Raw genomic sequence first — 17,759 nt, 5'->3', positions numbered from 1 at the left:
CACGTCGAATGGAAGTCGCTCGGGCGTGGCGGTTTACGGCGTGGCGAGCAGTTGGGTCCGTTGACGGCGGGCGAATTCAGGCGCGTGTTCGGGTCGGATGCCGATGCCACCGACATAGGCGGTCAAACCGGCGAGGGCGGGGATGCGGTCCATGGCGAAAATCAATGGGCAGCTCACGGATTCACGGGCAGAGCGCGTGGCTGAGCAGGTCCAGCATGTCGACCTCTGCCTCGGTTTCCTCGGTCATGGTGATGGTGACCGCGCGGCCCTCGCGGGTGGCTCCGGACAGGGTGATGAAACCGGTAATGCCACCGGTGTGGCCGAAGTACTGTGCACCGCAGGGCAGTTCAATTGTGCCGACGCCCAGGCCGTAGCGCAGGGGGCTGCCTTCCTCCTGCGGTTCGCCCGCGAGCATTTCCTCCAGTTGGGCGTCGGCGACGATCTTTCCGGCCAACAGGGCCGCCCAGAAACGGTTGAGGTCCGCACCGGTGGACACCAATGCGCCTGCCGCCCACGGCACCGACGGTTCGATTCGGGTGACATCGGTGCGTACGCCGTCGATGGTGGCGTAGCCGTGCGGGTGCGGACCACGAATATCGAGCTCGCCGGTGTCGGGGAGATAGGTATCCGACAGCTGCTGCGGGATTGTGACGCGGCCGGTGATCTCGTCGGAATACTTTTCGCCGGTGACCTTTTCGACCAGCATTCCGGCCACGATGTAATTGGTGTTGGTGTACCTGTATTGCGTCCCCGGGGCGAACTGGGCCGGTTTCCGCAGTGCCAGCTCGACCTCCTCGGCAGGTGTGGAAGTACGCCCGTCGAGCCCGGCGCGATACTCGTCGACCGATGGATCATCGCTGAATTCCGGTAGTCCACTGCGGTGTTGGAGCAGCTGTCGCACCGTGATCGCCTTGCCATCCACGCCGTCTCCGACCAGCAGGCCGGGCAGATAGGTGTCGACCGGATCGTCGAGCCGAACCCGGTCCTCCTCCACGAGCTGCAGAATGATCGCGGCGATGAAGGTCTTGGCGATACTGCCGACCCGCACCTGCTGCGGCGGCGACATCGGAATCGTCGCCCCCGTGGCACGATCGGCTACCCCCGAAGTCAGGGTGACGGTCTGCCCGTTCTCGGTGAGGGTCGCGATCACCCCGGTGATGCCGATCCCCACCAGTGCGTCGATATCGGCGCGCACCTGCTCCACCCGCGTGGGCGATACCGTGGTCGGTGGGCCGACGGCCTTGGGGCCCGCTCCGCTGTCCAGGCTCGAGCAGGCGGCCACGGCCAGCAGCGCGAGCGCGACGGTGAAGGCAGGCGCGATTCTCATGCACTGACCGTAGAAACCCACACCGCCCCAGCACATCCGGTCCAACCCTGAGTCCACCCCCGAGATTTCGGCCGACCTCCGGCGTATCGACAGCAGCCGATCGTGCGCGCGACGAGAGCTGATCACCCTCGGGTGGACTGCGGTGGTTTCGGCGAAGCAAGTGCCGCGTAGCGGATTCCGAATCCCGGGTCGCCTTGTCGACCGCGCCGCCGTGCAGAGTCGGCCGCCACCCCGGCTCGGGCCGAGCGGCCGTCCTTCAGGCCGACCGGACGCCGTTCACCGGTTGACCGGTAGCTCGGGCGATATGGGGCACTTCGGCCTGCAATCCTGCCTTCGGCAGTGGTGCGTCGTCGAACATGGCGACAGCCAGATCGCCGTTATCGATCTCCCAGGTACCGGCGATCCGGCCGTCCACGAGGACCAACGGGGAGATCCAGCCCGCGGTGCGGCTGACTTTGGCGCGGTGATCGCCGGGTAGTAGAGCGGTGTCATTGGTGCCGGGCCCCAGGACGTACTGGTCGAAGGGGCCGAGCAGGCGTACCGAGTGCGCCGGTTCGGTGGCGGCCAGTTCGTCGGCGTGTTCGGTGAGGATGAAACCGGTGCGGTCGTCGACTTCGACCTCGGTGAGGCGGTCGCCGAGTTCGGAGAACCAGCGCCGCACAACGGTTTTGCGGAGACTGCCACGGGTGAGCCAGGCATCGAATGCTTCCGGGGTGCCGGGGCCGTAGGCGCCGAGATAGGCGGTAATCGTCTCGGGTGCCGCGATATCGGGCTCGGGGATACCGGCCCAGCCCGGAATGAGACTCGCCGGGTTGGTGAAGGTGATCGTTTTACCCTGCGTCGGACCATGACACAGCGCCCCCTGCCAGGCGAGCGGCTTGAGGAGCGCGCCCCACCCCGAGCGCAGCTCACGTTCCATGGATTGGAAACGCCGCTCCGCCAATAGCGCCGACACCAACTGCTCCCGGGTCAGCACCGCCCCATCGAGAATCCCCGCCACGGCCTTCACCAAATCGGCCACCTCATCGGGCGAAGCCCCGAACGCCTTCTGCCAGGACGGCTTCTCCCACGTCCGCGCCGAAGCCATCAACGACAACACGGCGACCGCCATCCCCGGTGTCAATGCGTGCAATGTCCCCCGCATAGCCCACGTCTTGACCAACGCCCCCTCCCCGAGCGCCGTCACCACCCCACCCGGCTCCCCCGCCGACTGCCGCACCGCCACCGCTGTTTCCGCCGCCGACGTCACCTGCGCCTGCACCCCACCCAACCGCGCGGCAACCTCGACCGCTCCGGCCTTCCCTCGCGGATCGACGAATTGCCGCCGCATCCGCCAGGCGAAGACCTGATCCCAGGAAACGCGCACCGATACCTCCCACAACGATCCCGTCAACCGCCCCAACCCTACGACCGCCCGCCGACACCATTCGCGCATTTCCACCCTCGGCGCGCGAGAGCATGGCACCTCGGAACACTCACTCCGGCAAGGCGCAACGGAAGCCCACTGCCAACCTCAATGGGCTACCTACTCGACCACATAACACCCCCCGTCATTCCGGCGCGCTTTTGGCCGGAATCCACACCATTCGATGCGGTACATCAGAGTGTGGATCCCGGCCGAAACCATGCCGGAATGACTGCGACGACCGGCTCACACCGTTTCGGGTGCGTTGTCGGTGCCATGCCGCGGCCACTGGTAACCATCACCGCGTCGATGCCGAAATACCGTGCGGTACCCGGTATCCCGCTACGCTCAGACCCGTTCGATAATGGTGGCGTTGGCGAGCCCGCCCGCCTCGCACATGGTCATGAGGCCGTAGCGGCCACCGGTCTGTTCCAGGTGGTTGAGCATGGTGGACATAATGCGGCCGCCGGATGCGCCCAGCGGATGGCCGAGGGCGATGGCTCCGCCGCGAGGATTGAGCTTGGCCGGGTCCGCACCCAGCTCCTGAGCCCAGACCAGCGGCACCGGGGCGAAAGCCTCATTGACCTCGTAGACGTCGATATCGTCGATGGTCAGGCCCGCCTTGGCGAGGACCTTGCGGGTGGCGGGAATGACGGCGGTCAGCATGAGCAGCGGATCGTCACCGGCCACGGCGAAGGAGTGGAAACGGGCGCGCGGCGTGAGTCCGAGCTGGGTGGCCTTCTCCTCGCTCATAATGAGCATGGCCGAGGCACCGTCACTGAGCGGTGAGGAGTTGCCGGGGGTGATGGACCAGTCGATTTCCGGGAAGCGCGCTGTGTATTCGGCGTCGACGAAAGCGGGCTTCAGACCGGCCAGGCCCTCCACGGTGGTGCTGGCGCGGATGGTTTCGTCGGCGGTCAGGGTTCCGGCGGCCACGATTTCGCGGTCGAAGCCACCGGCGGCGGCGGTTTCGGCGGCCAGACGGTGTGAGCGGGCGGCGAAGGCGTCGAGGGTCGCGCGGTCCAGCTTCCAGCGCGCGGAGATGACCTCGGCCGAGATGCCCTGCTGCACAAGGCCATCGGGGTAGCGGGCGGCAATGGGGGCGTAAATGTCGACGCCCTGGGTGTTGGAGAACATCCGCACCCGGGACATGGACTCCACACCGCAGGCGATGGCGATGTCGTAGGCCCCGGCGAGTACACCCTGCGCGGCGAAGTGCGCGGCCTGCTGGCTGGATCCACACTGCCGGTCGACGGTGGTCGCGGGCACCGACTGCGGGAACCCGGCGGCGAGCACCGCGATACGCGAAATATTGCCCGCCTGCTCACCTGCCTGGGTTACGCAACCACCGATCACATCATCGACCAGTGCGGGGTCCAGCCCGGTGCGTTCGATCAGATTCTCGAGCACTCCCGCCAGTAGTGTGGCCGGTGCGATATCCGACAACCCACCACCGGGTTTCCCCTTACCGGAGGGTGTGCGGACAGCGTCGACAATGACGGCCGAGGTCATGACTGCTCCTAGCTCGTGCCTACCCGAAACCATGTGAATGCTGGTTAACTTCAGACACTGTACCGCACGGTGGGCGACACTCTCGTGTATAAGTCGGCTGCAACACGTGGCAATCTCCCCGCTAATGCATTGACCTGTGCTTATTCTGTCGCAATGACAACCAGCAAAGAGGAAGTTTTCGAGGGGCCCGTGCACGCATTGGCTCGCAGCGCGTGGCAGTGGATTTTGGTCACCGGCGTCCTCTCGGTGGCACTCGGCATTCTGATCCTGGCCTGGCCGGGTAAGACCCTGGTGGTCGCGGGCGTCCTCTTCGGTATCTATCTGATCGTGTCGGGCGTTTTCCAGCTGCTCGCCGCTTTCGCCGGGCACCTCACCGCCGGGATGCGGGTGCTGGCATTCATCAGTGCGATCCTGTCGTTCATCCTGGGCTTCTTCTGCTTCCGCGATGAACTCGAGGCAATTTGGTTGCTCGCCATCTGGATCGGCATCAGCTGGATCTTCCGCGGTGTCACCACCCTGGTCGCGGGAATTTCGGCCGAGGGTATGCCCGGCCGCGGTTGGACGATTTTCTTCGGCATCCTGCTCGCCATCGCGGGCGGCTGGTTGATCGCGGTACCGTTTGCCTCGATCAGCGCTCTGACCCTGGTGGTCGGCTGCTGGCTCATCGCCATCGGCATTATGGAGATCGTGTCGGCGTTCCAGGCGAAGGGCGCCGCCAAGGCAGTTCCCCGAGAGCTATAGATATCGCAATCCGATTCAACCCGGCGGTCGTCCTCTACCGAGGCGGCCGCCGGAGTCCGTTAGGCCCAACCCCCATGGAGGCGTGATGGTGACTGTTCGGCGGCGGGAACTCTTTCGTATGGCGGCGGTCGGCACCCTCGGTGCTGCCGTCGGCGGTGTGACGGTGGCGGCCATCGAAGCCGATCGGAATACAATGCTGTTCGCGCACACCAGGATTCCGCAGGAAAGGCGTAATCGTGCCCGCTTGGTCGCCCAGGATATTGTCGGCGTGGACGCGACGGGTGCCGATGTCCGCGCGCACTATGCCAGCCTGCTCGTAGGCAACGGTCCGCAACCCGCCACCACTCCGCTCGATATCGCGGTGGTCGGTGCCGGTGTCTCCGGCTTGGCTTCGGCCTGGATGCTGGCGCAGGCCGGGCACCGGGTCCGGGTGCTGGAGGGCTCCGACCGCTTCGGTGGCCGAATCCGCACACTGCGCGAACCGTTCGCGCGCACCGGCGGTCATGCCGAAGCCGGAGCGATGCGTATTCCCACCAGCCATACGCTGACCACCGGCGTGCTGCGGCGGCTGCGGGTACCCACCCGTCCGTTCCTGCTCAGCCACCCGAACCGTGTCGTTCAAGCCTGCGGAAAGCGGTTGACCCGTTCGGAATACGACAACGATCCCGCTCAGATCGCGGATGTCTTCGGGCTCGATCCGGTCCACGGCCGCGCACTGCTCGACCGCGCCCTGCACTCCGCCGATATCACTTCCGATTCCGGCGTCGACGAATGGGCCGAATTTCTGGCGCGCCATGACGAACTGTCCCTGCGAGATTGGCTGCTCGACCGCAGGCTGACCGATCAGCACATCGACTATCTCGGTTCGACCGAGGGGCTCACCGCCCGCATGGGTCTGAGCCTCACTCACAATATGATGACCGCGGCCTACCTGGGCCCGGGTACCGAGTTGGTCGAAATCATCGACGGCACCGACCGATTGACCTCGGAGTTGGGCTTCAACGCCCTGGCGGCGGGCGCGGAGCTGCAGACCAATGCTGAGGTCACCCGAATCGACGGCCGCGACGGACGCGTTCGCCTCACCTACGGCCCGGATGCCGCCCAGCTGGAAGCCGACCGTGTGGTGGTGACCGTTCCCTTCTCGCTGCTGCGGCATATGACCTTCACCCCGTCACTGTCCTATGGCAAACAGCGCGCGATCGCGGAGCTGCATCATGATGCCGCGACGAAGACCTTCCTGGAATTCGGGACGCGTTGGTGGGACGGGCACGGCGGCGTGGATGTCACCGACGCCGCACCACGTGTCTCGGTCTACCCGTCGCATCCGGTCGGCGACGGTGGCGTGGTGATCGCCTCCTACACCTGGTCCGACGATGCTCGCGCCTGGGACGCGCTGCCCCCCGAACATCGCGCCGCCGAATGTCTCGACCACCTGACCGAGCGCTACGGCGATCAGGTGCGTCAGGCATGGACCGGTGGTTTCGCATCGCATTCGTGGGCGCAGGACCGCTGGGCGGCTGGTGAGGCGGCGGTGTACATGCCGGGCCAGGCGGTCGAGATCGGACCCGATACGCGCACCACCGAAATGGACGGGCGCATCGCTTTCGCCGGTGACGGCACCTCCACCCGAGGCCGCGCCTGGATCGAGGGCGCGTTGGAGAGTGCTGCCCGCGCGTGTACCGATCTCGGAGTGACCGCACGCCAGGCTTGACGCAATCTCGCCACGGGTGCCGCCGCCGAACCGGCGGCGGCCCGATCATCGAAGGCGCTTGGGCCGCTTATCCATCAACCGCAGGATCAGCGGGGTGAAGATCAACTGCATGGCCAGATCCATTTTCCCGCCCGGCACCACAATGCAGTTGGGCCGCGACATGAACGAATCATGCAGCATGGACAGCAGATACGGGAAGTCGATCACCTTCGGATCGGCGAACCGAATGACCACGAAGCTCTCATCGGCGGTGGGGATCGTCCTGGCGGTGAACGGATTCGAGGTATCCACGGTCGGGACGCGTTGGAAGTTCACGTAGGTCCGGGAGAACTGCGGACAGATGTACTTCACGTAGTCCGGCATGCGCCGCAGGATGGTGTCGATGATCGCCTCGTCGGAGTATCCGCGTTCGGTCCGGTCGCGGTGCACCTTCTGAATCCACTCGAGATTCACGATCGGCACCACCCCCACCAGCAGATCGGTGTACTGCGCCACATCGACGGTGCTGGTCTCCGCCGCACCGTGCAGCCCCTCGTAGAACAGCAGATCACTGCCCGGCGGCAGCTCCTCCCACGGCGTGAACGTTCCCGGTGGCTGTCCGAACGGTTTGGCCTCGTACTCATCGTGTAAGTACTTGCGCACCATGCCGACACCGGTCTCGCCGTAGTCGCGGAACAGGCTCTCGAGCTCCGTGAGCATATTCGCCTCCGGCCCGAAGTGGGAGAACTGGAGGTTCCGCAGCTGTTCGGCTTCGGCCATGGCCAGTTTCATTTCATTGCGGTCGAAGCGATGGAACGAATCGCCCTCCACAATGACCGCATTGATGCCCTCCCGCCGGAATATCTCCTGGAACGTCCGCGTGACACTGGTCGTCCCCGCACCTGACGATCCGGTGATCGCGACCACGGGATGTTTGACCGACATGGAACCTCCTCGATTGCCGGACAATGGAATTCACGCACTCAGCGCCCCGCCGACCGGAACAGCGAGCGTGAACCGAACAGTGAGGCGTCGAATACCGGACCGGCGTCGGGTTCCCGGTGGTAGCCCTCGATACGTTCGACCTCCTTGCGGGAGCCGAAGATGAAGGGAATGCGCTGATGCAGCGCCTCCGGCCGGACATCGAGGACGCGCTCGTCGCCGGTGGTCGCGCGGCCGCCCGCCTGTTCGACGATGAAGGCGATCGGATTCGCGCCGTAGAGCAGCGAAACGCGTGGCGGGCGCTTGCGGGTATCGCGCGGATACAGGTAGACCCCACCGCGGGTGAGGATGTGGAAGGTGTCGGCGACCAGGGACGCCACCCAGCGCATATTGAAGTCGCGCCCGCGCGGCCCGTCCACGCCCTCCAGGCATTCGTGGACATAGCGGCGCACCGGCCGTTCCCAGAACCGCTCATTGGAGGCGTTGATGGCGAAACCCGCAGTGTCGTCCGGGATCCGCATGCGCGGATGGGTGAGCACGAAGGCCCCGATCTCACGGTCGAGGGTGAAGCCGTCCACCCCATTGCCCGTGGTGATCACCAGCATGGTGGCCGGTCCGTAGAGGGTGAATCCCGCACACACCTGCCGCATACCGTGCTGGAGGAAATCGTCGGTGGACGGTTCGCGGCCGTCCTCGGGCGCACGCAGCACGCTGAAAATCGTTCCGACGGGCAGATTCACGTCGATATTGCTGGAGCCGTCCAGGGCATCGAAGGCGAGCAGGTACTTCCCCCGCCGCACTTCGGTGGGCACCGTGTGCAATCCGCTGATCTGTTCCGATACCAGCGCCGAAAGCGGCCCGGTCCACTGCGTTTCGGCCACCATGACGTCATGAGCGATGGCATCCATCCTGCGATGCACCGTGACCGGCAGATTGTCGGCGTCGGCGGCACCGAGCGAACCCACGACAGCACCTCGTGTGACCTGGTTGGCAATAATCTTGGTGGCGGTGGCCAGCACATTCACCAATGCCGAGAATTCCCCGGACGATCCGGGATGCCGATGCTCCTGCTCGATCGTGTAGCGGGTGAGGGTTTTCAATCCTTCAGGCATGGGCCCTCTCAATTTCTCATTGGTGCGCCCCTTCGGCCGGGGCGTCCGCGAACACACTGCTGCCGTAGACGTCGCTATCGGTGAGGGTGATCAGATCGGCGCGGCTCACCGGCCGGTGCAGCTGTACCAGGCGGTTGGCCTGGCGCAGGCGACACCGGTCGATGGCATTGCGCACGCTGCGGGCATTGGCGAAGCGGGGGCGCGCCATCCGCAGTTCCAGGTAGCGCGAAAACGCCTGTGCGGCCGTCTCGTCGAACCGGAAGTTCTCCTGCGCCACCATGAGTTCGGCAATGCGCAGGAGTTCGTCGTGGGAGTAGTCCGGGAATTCGACGTGGTGCGCGACGCGCGAGGACAGGCCCGGATTGGCGGAGAAGAAGGTTTCCATCCGGTCCGGATAGCCCGCGAAAATGACGACCAGGCTGCCGCGCTCGTTCTCCATCTCCTGCAGGAGGATTTCAATGACCTCTTGGCCGTAGTCACGCTCGTTCTCCGGGCGGAACAGGTAGTAGGCCTCGTCGACGAAGAGCACTCCCCCGGCGGCCTTGGCCAGGGCCTCCTTGGTCTTGGGGGCGGTGTGGCCGATGAACTGGCCGACCAGGTCGTCACGGGTGACGGTGTGCACCTTGGCTTTTCGTATATAGCCGAGGGCGTGCAGCATCTCGGCCATACGCAGGGCGACCGTGGTCTTACCGGTGCCCGGCCCGCCGGTGAAGCTCATATGCATGGTGGGCCGGGTGGCGGAGAGACCGAAACGTTCCCGCGCGCGGTCGATGAGCAGCAGTGCCGCGATCTCGCGCACCCGGCGCTTCACATTGGCCAGGCCGATGAGTTCGGCGTCGAGCCGGGTGAGGGTGTCCTCGACGTCCTTGCCCGCGATATCGGTGGACAGGTCCAGGAGCGCGTCATCGGGCAGATGGTCGGCCGCCGCCGGGTCCCCGGGTCGGGAACTCTCGGCGGTCGAACCGCGCACCGGAGCGGGGCTCGTGGCCCCGGGGCGGTGCATTCGGAACCCGGTCGTCGGACGTTCGGGTGCAGGCTCCCGATGGTTCGACGCCGCGTGGCGATCTGTACTCAAAATAGGCCTTCCGCAGGATATTACGGTCAGTCTCGATAGCGGTTTCCGGGGGCGGACTCGGCGGCGTACGGATGGAATCCGTAGCTCTGCCGCCGGTCGGCACCCTCGGTGCGGTCGAGCCGGAATCCCGGTTCCGCCACCGGCCGCTGCACCAGGAAACTCAATGCCGTGGTTTGACGCCCGTAGCTGGCGTCGTAGGCGTTGACGCGAATGTAGTGGCGCGGGAACGTGGCCCGGCACGCGTTGATCTCCGCGAGCACGCCGTCGGGCTCGTCGAGATCGAACAGCGGCAACCCCCACATCTCCCAGTAGGTATTGCGGGGGTGTGGGTCGTCGCTGTACTCGATGGAGACCGGCCAGTTGTTGAGCAGTGCGTAGCGCACCTGGGCGGCGATTTCGGCATCGGTGAGGTCGGGCAGGTAACAGAAGGTGCCGTGACGCAAATACATTGCGGCTCCTCGCTTTCAGCGGCTTGCCGTGGGTACGGCGTCGGGGGCATCGGTGGAGGTGTACTCGAAGGTGACATCACCCCAGGTCTGCAGGGCTACTTCGAGCGGACGGCAGCCCTCGGCCGCCTTGCGCAGCACCTCCGGGCCTTCCTTCAGCAGATCGCGACCCTCATTGCGGGCCTTGACGACCGCCTCCAGCGCGACGCGATTGGCTTCGGCCCCGGCCGAGATGCCGAGCGGGTGTCCGATGGTGCCGCCGCCGAATTGCAGGATCACGTCGTCGCCGAACAGGTCCAGCAGCTGGTGCATCTGCCCGGCGTGAATGCCGCCGGAGGCCACCGGCATCACTCCACCGAGGCTCGCCCAGTCCTGGTCGAAGAAGATCCCATTGCGGGGATTGGCGGGAATATGGTTGTCCCGCAGGGTGTCATAGAACCCCTTGACCGTATGCGGGTCGCCTTCCAGCTTCCCGATGACGGTGCCCGCGTGCAGATGGTCCACGCCGATCAACCGGCACCATTTGGCCAGGACCCGGAAGCTGACGCCGTGTGTCTTCTGCCGTGTGTAGGTGGAGTGTCCTGCCCGGTGCAGATGCAGCAGCATCCCATTGCGTCGCGCCCACTTCGACATGGACTGCATGGCCGTGTAACCCACGGTCAAATCCATCATGATGATGAGGCTGCCGAGGGATTTGGCGAATTCGGCGCGCTCGTACATATCCTCCATATCGCCCGCGGTGACATTGAGGTAGTGGCCCTTGAGCTCGCCGGTGTCGGCGGTGGCGCGGTTGACGCCCTCCATGGCGAACAGGTAGCGATCACGCCAGCGCATGAACGGCTGCGAGTTGATGTTCTCGTCATCCTTGGTGAAATCGAGTCCGCCCTTGCACGCTTCGTACACCACGCGGCCGTAGTTGCGGGCCGAAAGGCCGAGTTTCGGTTTCACCGTGGCACCCAGGAGCGGGCGACCGTATTTATTCAGATACTCCCGTTCCATAACGATTCCATGCGGCGGACCCTGAAAGGTCTTGACATATGCCACCGGAATACGCATGTCCTCCAGTCGCAATGCCTGCAACGGTTTGAAACCGAAAACATTGCCGATCACCGAGGAGGTGAGATTGGTGATAGAACCCTCTTCGAAGAGGTCCAAATCGTAGGCGACATAGGCGAAGTACTCGCCCGGTCGGCCCGGCACCTCATCAACCCGGTAGCACTTGGCCTGGTACCGGTCGTGTGCGGTCAACCGATCGGTCCACACCACCGTCCATGTGGCCGTGGAGGATTCGCCCGCGACCGCCGCGGAGGCCTCGATCGGATCCACACCCGGCTGCGGTGTCACCCGGAACACCGCGAGTACATCGGTATCCTTGGGTTCATAGTCGGGGGCGTAATATCCCATCGACGCGTAGGACTGCACGCCCGGATCCCAGCGGTCACGTTCCGGTGTGCCACGGTCGCTTTCAGATGTAGCAGCCATTGTTCCTCCTGCTCGCGCCGGTGGTCGCCTTGCGAATTCCAGGATGACGGGGGCGTTATCGACAAACAATTCGATTGTTTCTCGTCTCGCACAATCGATTAGTAGAGTTTGCTACCGTCTGTAGATGGGTACGGTCAGTGCGGTTCGAATGGAAACCTTTCTGGTCGTTGCCCGGCACAGCAGTATTCGACGCGCCGCCGCACAGCTGCACATCACCGAAGCGGCCGCCTCCGCCGCCGTCGCGCACATCGAAAAACAGCTCGGGGCAAAGCTGATCGCCAAGCACGGGCGCGGCATCGCGCTGACCGACGCGGGGCGGGTGTACGCCGGTTACTGCCGCAGCATTCTGGGGCTGATGAAGGAGGCACACGCCGCTGTGCGGGAGGCCGAAACCGGTCGCCTGCGGATCGGCGTGGTATCCACGGCGGGCGAATACGTCCTGCTGCGGCTGCTCGCGTCGTTTCGAAATCGATACCCGGACATAGATATCGGCCTCTCGATCCAGCCGCGCGACCTGCTGTTCATCGAATTGACCCATCACGAAACCGATCTCGTCATCGCGGGTCGCCCGCCACGCGACAACGGCCTGGTGATCCGGGCCCGCCGCCCCAGCCGCCTGGTCGTGGTCAGCGCGCCCGGCCAATGGCCCGATCCTCTCACCGCCACCTGGCTGCTACGCGGCCAAGGCTCCGGGACCCGGGATACCACCCTCGCCCTGCTGGACCGCCTCCAGATCCGTCCCAGAACCCTCACCCTCGGCACGCATGGTGCGGTCCGGGCTGCAGCCCGAGAAGGCTTGGGTGTCACGCTCATTCACAGTGATGCCATCGAAAACGACCTCGCCCATGCGCAATTGGAGGTCTTGGATGTGGAAGGCACACCCCTCGACAGACCTTGGCACGCCGTCACCACCCGCACCCCCACCCCGACGGCCCGGTTGTTCCTCACGCACATCATGGACACCGATCAGGTCGGCGCACACGCCTTCCGCGCGGCCCGAGCTTGATCGAACCTTGCCCTCAACCGCGGTTCATCTTCTACTGTCCCCACATGCCCTTCACCGAAATCGAACGCACCTACCTGTCCGCGCAGCGACTGGCTCGGCTGGCCACCGTCAACAAGGACAACCATCCCAACCAGGTCGCCGTCGGCTTCCGCCTCAACCCCGACGGAACGATCGACATCGGCGGACCCAACCCGAATGCGCAGCGGTACCGCAATGTTCGGGCCAACGCCAATGTCAGCCTGGTGGTCGATGATATGACGCCCGACGACCCGAGCGAGGTCAAGCCCGGCTGGGGGCGCGGTGTCGAAATCCGGGGCACAGCCGAGATTCTCACCGTCGACGACATTCCCGTGGCCCCCGACTGGTTCTCCCACGAGATCATTCGAATCCACCCGCGTCGAGTCCACAGTTGGCATATCGATCCGGCTGATCCGGACGGCGGTTCGCGAAATGTCGAGTCGGTGTCGTGAGGTAGGCGCCGGGCGCGCGGGCATTCCCGCCCGCGCGCCGCTCACCTGTCTATGAGCGCAAGCTGCGGAAGAACGCGCGGACGTCGGCAACCAGGAGATCCGGTGCTTCCATGGCCGCGAAGTGGCCGCCCCGCTCGAATTCCGTCCAGTGCACGATGTTGGACCCGCCCTCGGCATAGCGTCGGATAGCGACGTCCTCGGCGAAGACCGCGACGCCGGTCGGCGTGGTCAGCGGTGTGGTGTGCCAGGTCTTGGTGTGCATGCCTTCGTAATACAGGCCCGCGGAAGAACCTGCGGTGCCGGTGAGCCAGTACAGCATCACGTTGGTCAGCAGCCGATCGCGATCCACGGCCTGCTCCGGCAGCCCGGATGCCGGGAACGACCATTCCTTGAACTTCTCGACAATCCACGCCAGCTGACCGATCGGTGAGTCGTGCAGCCCGTACGCCACGGTCTGCGGTCGAGTCGCCTGGATCTGGAAGTACCCGCTGCCTTCCTTCTGGAAGGCCGCCAACCGATCCAGCCGCGCCAGTTCCGCCGCCGTCATGGTCGCCCGCTCTTCATCGGACACCGGTCCGAACGGAATGAATCCGAAGGTCGCGGCATTGACATGCACGCCGATCACCTTCTCCCCACCCGCCCGGGCCACCTCGGGCGTCACCATCGCACCCCAGTCGCCACCCTGCGCCCCATAGCGCTCATACCCGAGCCGACTCATCAACTCCGCCCACGCTTTTCCGATACGCGCGGCATTCCAGCCCTCATCGGTAGCCGGACCGGAGAACCCGTAGCCCGGTAGTGACGGGATCACGACATGGAAGGCATCGGCCGCCTCTCCCCCGTGTGCGGCCGGATCGGCGAGCGGCCCGATCACATCGAGGAACTCCACCACCGACCCCGGCCACCCGTGCGTGAGAACCAACGGCGTCGCCTCCGCCTCCGGAGACCGCACATGAATGAAATGGATGCGCTGCCCATCGATCTCGGTGGTGAACTGCGGGAACTTGTTCAGCTCCGCCTCTGCCGCCCGCCAGTCGTACGCCACCCGCCAGTACTCCGCCAACTCCCGCAGATACCCCACGGGCACACCTCGACTCCACTCCTCGCCGGGCTGCTGCGCGGGCCACCGCGCATCGCCCAGCCGGGTCTGTAGATAGTCCAGGTCGGACTGCGGGATCTCGATGTGGAACGGGACGATCTCATTGCTCATGGGATCCACACTATGGGCGGTCGGCGCGTCATGGCCAAGATGAGATTTCCCAGCGATCAGTCCGCTCAGCTGCCGATACTTCTCGCCGGATCCCGTTCCGCCACACCATTACTGCCGATACCAGCCAGCCCGTGATGGCGGCCCTGTTGTTCGGGTATCACCGGAGGCGGCCCGCGGCGACGCCCGACGCGGCCCTGGAGCGCCTGTCCTACGACCCGGGTTCCGGACTTGCAGAGGACGCCACCCGAATCTGTGCTCACCGACCTGAATAGCGCTGTGAGCCAGATCACGGTTGAGGTTGACCTCGGGTCAGGGCGGAAGCTCATTGCAGCGGCATGACGCCGACTCGGACACAACGGATTCGAAGGAGCAAACCACCATGAACGTCAACCTTTCCGACCCGGACAGGAGCACCACAACCGTCGACCGCCGTCGGCTTCGGTCCCGACTATGTGGCAGCCCAACGCGAGGCCCTGGTACTGGCCAGGGCGATGGTGCCGGAGGGCTTCGACAGCTTCCTCGGCCAGCTCGAACACCGGCTCGACGACCCCGGGTACATCGACCTGATCAGGCGCGCTTCGGAGGCCGAGACCTGGGAACCGGACGACCCGAGGATCGAGGAACTCGCGGCCGCCATAGCCGAGCACTACCTCGCCCACCCAGCACTGCTGGGAAATCTCACCGGCGCGCACGTCTGGACCAACGCCTCCACCCAGTACCGGCTGATCAATAGCCACCGGCAGGACCAGGCACCGATCGCGGCCCGGCTGACAGCGCTCACCGAGACGAAACTCCGTGCCGCCGGCATTCCGATCCCCAGGCCGGACTCCTACTGACCGCGCCGTGCATGGGTGACCAAGTCCTGCCACCTGGTCGCAGCGCCGCGACGCGCTAGCCGGCGGATACGAGTGCGACGATGTCCTCGGTTCGCACGATCTCTCCGCGCGCTCCCCAGTTGCCCTCCGGGATCTCGTTGATATGTACCCACGCGGTGGCGGCCTGAGTGAAACGCGTCGGGTCCTCGTCGGCGTCGGCGAGGACCCGGGTAACTCGCGAGACGATGTCGCGGCGCTTGTCGTCGTTCATCGAACCGGCCGGAACACCCACCCGGACCATATATTTCGGCTTCTCCCCGGCCGGCAGTTGCTGCCCGCCGACGAACCAGGCGTCGATTTCGTTCACCACGAGCCATGAGATGGCACGGGCCGCCTCGGTATCCGGTGCCCCCTCGGCGAGCATCACCTCCGAGACCAATCGGCCGCCGATCTCTTCTCGGCGCTCCGGATCGAGTGAACCCTTGGGAACGAACAACTCTACGAACGGCATTCGTCAGTCCTTTCATTGAACTCTGTCGAAGATCACCGTACGCCTTGTGGGTTCAATCAATCAACCCTCTAGACTGGGGACATGCACCGGACCAGCTTCGCGGAGATGCACTGTTCGATCGGACAATCCCTGGAACGCGTCGGGGAATGGTGGACTCCGCTGATCGTGCGGGATATCTACCTCGGCCTACACCGGTTCGACGACATCGCGGAGAATCTCGGCATCTCCCGCAACCTGCTCACCCGCCGACTCGAGGCGCTGGTCGGTGACAGCATTGTGGAGCGCCGTGTCTATCAGGAGCGCCCGCTGCGACACGAGTACCACCTCACCGAGGCCGGTCTCGAACTTGTGCCGGTACTCATGGCGCTGATGGCCTGGGGTGATAAGTGGGCGACCCCGCCGGGTGGCCCACCGGTGCGGCTGGTACACCGGGCGTGCGGGGAGGCGTTCACGCCGCGGGTCTGCTGCTCGGCGTGCGGGGAGCCGGTGCATCCGTCGAATGTGACGGCGCTGCCCGGACCTGGTGCGGCGTCCGGCCCGGGGACGACGGTACTGGCCCGCCACAGTGGTCGAGAGGAGCCTTACACCGAGCCATGAACCAGCGCAACAGTATTCGCGAAGGCCACTCGGTGCGACTTCCCGCACGATGAACGCTACGTCTACCAACGGCGGGGCTCGGACCGTCCTGCGTACACGACCCGACGCCGCGTGCGATCCAGCCTTCCGGACCGGGTGTCAGCTCGCTCGGGCGGTGGTGTGTCGTTCGGGCGGCAGGCAGACGCATTCGAGTCGAGCGAACCGCACCGGAGCAAGTCGGAAGTCTGGCTGTCAGGTCGGGGGCAACGGCACGATGTGGACGGGCATCTCGACCCGGAGAGGATCGCTGGAGGGCTCGGTGACGGTGTAGCTGAACGCCATTGCGACGCCGATGATCAATGCCAGTGCCGCCGTCGCACCGAGTAGAGGCCGCACGAATCTGAGCCCGCCGCGCCGCGGCGGCCACCGCCATAGCTGAAATTCGTTCATCCCACGGTCCTGCCCTCACCTGTATGGGCTGAATCGCGCTGGCGACCAATGCGTTACGGAACAATAGGCCGCCGCCAGGGACCGAGTTTCCGACCTAGGAGGATCGACTCATCGGTACAGGGGCACCTGTCGTCGTCCGGGCATATCGCCGGGCTCGCATACGCCCGACGCACAAACCCTCGTGCGAGGACAGCGTCCCCATTTCCGCCGTCCGAGGAAGGATGTCAAAATACTCATCGGCACGGTGCCTGACCGGACCGCCGAACTCGACGCAGCCGACCGCGCGGGTATCTGATCCGCCAATAAACTAGGAGCCCACGCTGCCGGAGCATGCGAGTGCCGACATCGACGCCACCGATCACCTCAGCGAAGCCGCCGAGGTGTACCTCACCCTCGGCAGACTGTGGCGGATGCTGCGCAATTCCAGCGATGCGGGCGCACTGAGCCCCGGTTCGGCCTCCGCCCTGGCCACCCTGGCTCGCTCCGGCCCCATGCGGCTGGGCGATCTGGCCTCGACGGAACGAGTCAGCGCGCCCACCATGTCGCGCATAGTGACCGGCCTGGAAAAGCTCGGCTACCTGGCCCGCGCCGCCGACCCCGAGGACGGCCGCGCGCAACTCCTCAGCGCCACCCCATCCGCCCAAAACCTCGTCAGCGGCCTCACCTCCGCCCGCATCCAACGCTTCGCCGCCGCGATGGACCGCCTGGACCGCGAGCAAAAGGACGTTCTCACAACCGCTTTGGCAACAATCATCGAAGAACTCGACCGCTGACTCCCCTCGAGTTGCCCCGCAAAAAGCCCCTTGGCCAGCCGTTTTGGTATCTCGACCCACTGTCTGTACTGTTGTCCTCACACCGACGCGGGGTGGAGCAGCTCGGTAGCTCGCTGGGCTCATAACCCAGAGGTCGCAGGTTCAAATCCTGTCCCCGCTACTAACGCTTGACCAGCGAAACGGCTCCGGAACCAGATGGTTCCGGAGCCGTTTCGC

Annotated in this window: 19 protein-coding genes and 1 tRNA gene; 8 read left to right on the top strand and 12 right to left on the bottom strand. The window is 65.2% G+C overall.

The features are described from left to right. Nucleotides 1-33: 33 nt before the first annotated feature. The 4 genes from NU1_RS41835 to NU1_RS28095 form a co-directional block, all read right to left on the bottom strand. The gene (locus NU1_RS41835; protein WP_157553162.1) at nucleotides 34-177 is read right to left on the bottom strand and encodes a hypothetical protein; all 144 of its coding nucleotides are present in this window, start codon (nucleotides 175-177) and stop codon (nucleotides 34-36) included. Nucleotides 178-181: 4 nt separating this feature from the next. Further along, on the bottom strand, nucleotides 182-1,327 hold the full coding sequence (locus NU1_RS28105) for a serine hydrolase domain-containing protein (RefSeq protein WP_067526149.1): 1,146 nt from the start codon (nucleotides 1,325-1,327) through the stop codon (nucleotides 182-184). Nucleotides 1,328-1,583: 256 nt separating this feature from the next. After that, the gene (locus NU1_RS28100; protein WP_245720349.1) at nucleotides 1,584-2,720 is read right to left on the bottom strand and encodes a winged helix DNA-binding domain-containing protein; all 1,137 of its coding nucleotides are present in this window, start codon (nucleotides 2,718-2,720) and stop codon (nucleotides 1,584-1,586) included. A gap of 360 nt (nucleotides 2,721-3,080) precedes the next feature. Then, entirely contained in the window at nucleotides 3,081-4,244 is a 1,164-nt protein-coding gene (locus tag NU1_RS28095; RefSeq protein ID WP_067526047.1) for a thiolase family protein, read from the bottom strand. A 153-nt stretch (nucleotides 4,245-4,397) separates the two neighbouring features. On the opposite strand from NU1_RS28095, the gene NU1_RS28090 reads away from it, so the two are divergent. Further along, the gene (locus NU1_RS28090; protein WP_067526046.1) at nucleotides 4,398-4,985 is read left to right on the top strand and encodes an HdeD family acid-resistance protein; all 588 of its coding nucleotides are present in this window, start codon (nucleotides 4,398-4,400) and stop codon (nucleotides 4,983-4,985) included. 85 nt (nucleotides 4,986-5,070) lie between these two features. Further along, the gene (locus NU1_RS28085; RefSeq protein WP_084521864.1) at nucleotides 5,071-6,696 is read left to right on the top strand and encodes a flavin monoamine oxidase family protein; all 1,626 of its coding nucleotides are present in this window, start codon (nucleotides 5,071-5,073) and stop codon (nucleotides 6,694-6,696) included. Between the two features lie 45 nt (nucleotides 6,697-6,741). Here the strand turns inward: NU1_RS28085 and NU1_RS28080 are convergent, their stop codons facing one another. From NU1_RS28080 to NU1_RS28060, 5 genes are all read right to left on the bottom strand, one after another. Continuing rightward, a complete protein-coding gene (locus NU1_RS28080; RefSeq protein WP_067526041.1) occupies nucleotides 6,742-7,620 on the bottom strand; it encodes a phosphoribulokinase in 879 nt (292 codons plus the stop codon). Nucleotides 7,621-7,658: 38 nt separating this feature from the next. After that, nucleotides 7,659-8,729 (bottom strand): class 1 fructose-bisphosphatase, encoded by a 1,071-nt coding sequence (locus tag NU1_RS28075; RefSeq protein WP_067526040.1) that lies wholly within the window; start codon nucleotides 8,727-8,729, stop codon nucleotides 7,659-7,661. Between the two features lie 16 nt (nucleotides 8,730-8,745). After that, nucleotides 8,746-9,699 (bottom strand): AAA family ATPase, encoded by a 954-nt coding sequence (locus NU1_RS28070; RefSeq protein WP_245720348.1) that lies wholly within the window; start codon nucleotides 9,697-9,699, stop codon nucleotides 8,746-8,748. Nucleotides 9,700-9,830: 131 nt separating this feature from the next. Next, entirely contained in the window at nucleotides 9,831-10,253 is a 423-nt protein-coding gene (locus NU1_RS28065) for a ribulose bisphosphate carboxylase small subunit (protein ID WP_067526038.1), read from the bottom strand. A 15-nt stretch (nucleotides 10,254-10,268) separates the two neighbouring features. Further along, nucleotides 10,269-11,732, bottom strand: coding sequence for a form I ribulose bisphosphate carboxylase large subunit (locus NU1_RS28060; RefSeq protein ID WP_067526036.1), 1,464 nt, complete (start codon nucleotides 11,730-11,732; stop codon nucleotides 10,269-10,271). A 124-nt stretch (nucleotides 11,733-11,856) separates the two neighbouring features. Here NU1_RS28060 and NU1_RS28055 point away from each other — a divergent pair, with 124 nt between their 5' ends. Together NU1_RS28055 and NU1_RS28050 are read left to right on the top strand one after the other, a co-directional pair. Further along, nucleotides 11,857-12,738 (top strand): LysR substrate-binding domain-containing protein, encoded by an 882-nt coding sequence (locus NU1_RS28055; protein ID WP_245720347.1) that lies wholly within the window; start codon nucleotides 11,857-11,859, stop codon nucleotides 12,736-12,738. 44 nt (nucleotides 12,739-12,782) lie between these two features. Next, entirely contained in the window at nucleotides 12,783-13,208 is a 426-nt protein-coding gene (locus NU1_RS28050; RefSeq protein ID WP_067526034.1) for a PPOX class F420-dependent oxidoreductase, read from the top strand. A 49-nt stretch (nucleotides 13,209-13,257) separates the two neighbouring features. On the opposite strand, the gene NU1_RS28045 is transcribed toward NU1_RS28050, so the two are convergent. Continuing rightward, the gene (locus tag NU1_RS28045; protein ID WP_067526032.1) at nucleotides 13,258-14,418 is read right to left on the bottom strand and encodes an epoxide hydrolase family protein; all 1,161 of its coding nucleotides are present in this window, start codon (nucleotides 14,416-14,418) and stop codon (nucleotides 13,258-13,260) included. 452 nt (nucleotides 14,419-14,870) lie between these two features. Between NU1_RS28045 and NU1_RS28040 the strand changes: the two genes are divergently transcribed. Beyond that, nucleotides 14,871-15,254 carry a hypothetical protein gene (locus NU1_RS28040; RefSeq protein ID WP_212761201.1) on the top strand — a complete coding sequence of 128 codons (384 nt, stop codon included), beginning with the start codon at nucleotides 14,871-14,873 and terminating at the stop codon, nucleotides 15,252-15,254. 55 nt (nucleotides 15,255-15,309) lie between these two features. On the opposite strand, the gene NU1_RS28035 is transcribed toward NU1_RS28040, so the two are convergent. Next, a complete protein-coding gene (locus NU1_RS28035; protein ID WP_067526031.1) occupies nucleotides 15,310-15,744 on the bottom strand; it encodes a tautomerase family protein in 435 nt (144 codons plus the stop codon). A gap of 81 nt (nucleotides 15,745-15,825) precedes the next feature. On the opposite strand from NU1_RS28035, the gene NU1_RS28030 reads away from it, so the two are divergent. Beyond that, nucleotides 15,826-16,341 (top strand): winged helix-turn-helix transcriptional regulator, encoded by a 516-nt coding sequence (locus NU1_RS28030; protein WP_067526030.1) that lies wholly within the window; start codon nucleotides 15,826-15,828, stop codon nucleotides 16,339-16,341. Nucleotides 16,342-16,572: 231 nt separating this feature from the next. On the opposite strand, the gene NU1_RS28025 is transcribed toward NU1_RS28030, so the two are convergent. Then, nucleotides 16,573-16,770 (bottom strand): hypothetical protein, encoded by a 198-nt coding sequence (locus NU1_RS28025; protein WP_067526026.1) that lies wholly within the window; start codon nucleotides 16,768-16,770, stop codon nucleotides 16,573-16,575. 410 nt (nucleotides 16,771-17,180) lie between these two features. On the opposite strand from NU1_RS28025, the gene NU1_RS28020 reads away from it, so the two are divergent. Both NU1_RS28020 and NU1_RS28015 read left to right on the top strand, forming a co-directional pair. Continuing rightward, on the top strand, nucleotides 17,181-17,543 hold the full coding sequence (locus tag NU1_RS28020; protein WP_084521871.1) for a MarR family winged helix-turn-helix transcriptional regulator: 363 nt from the start codon (nucleotides 17,181-17,183) through the stop codon (nucleotides 17,541-17,543). Nucleotides 17,544-17,629: 86 nt separating this feature from the next. Beyond that, nucleotides 17,630-17,703: transfer RNA gene (locus tag NU1_RS28015), tRNA-Met, on the top strand. The last annotated feature ends 56 nt before the right edge of the window (nucleotides 17,704-17,759 follow it).

The sequence above is a fragment of the Nocardia uniformis NBRC 13702 genome (assembly GCF_001613345.1).
Classification (GTDB): domain Bacteria; phylum Actinomycetota; class Actinomycetes; order Mycobacteriales; family Mycobacteriaceae; genus Nocardia; species Nocardia uniformis.
The sequence above is the reverse complement of the archived record's forward strand: the minus strand, read 5'-3'. Positions and strand labels throughout refer to the sequence as shown.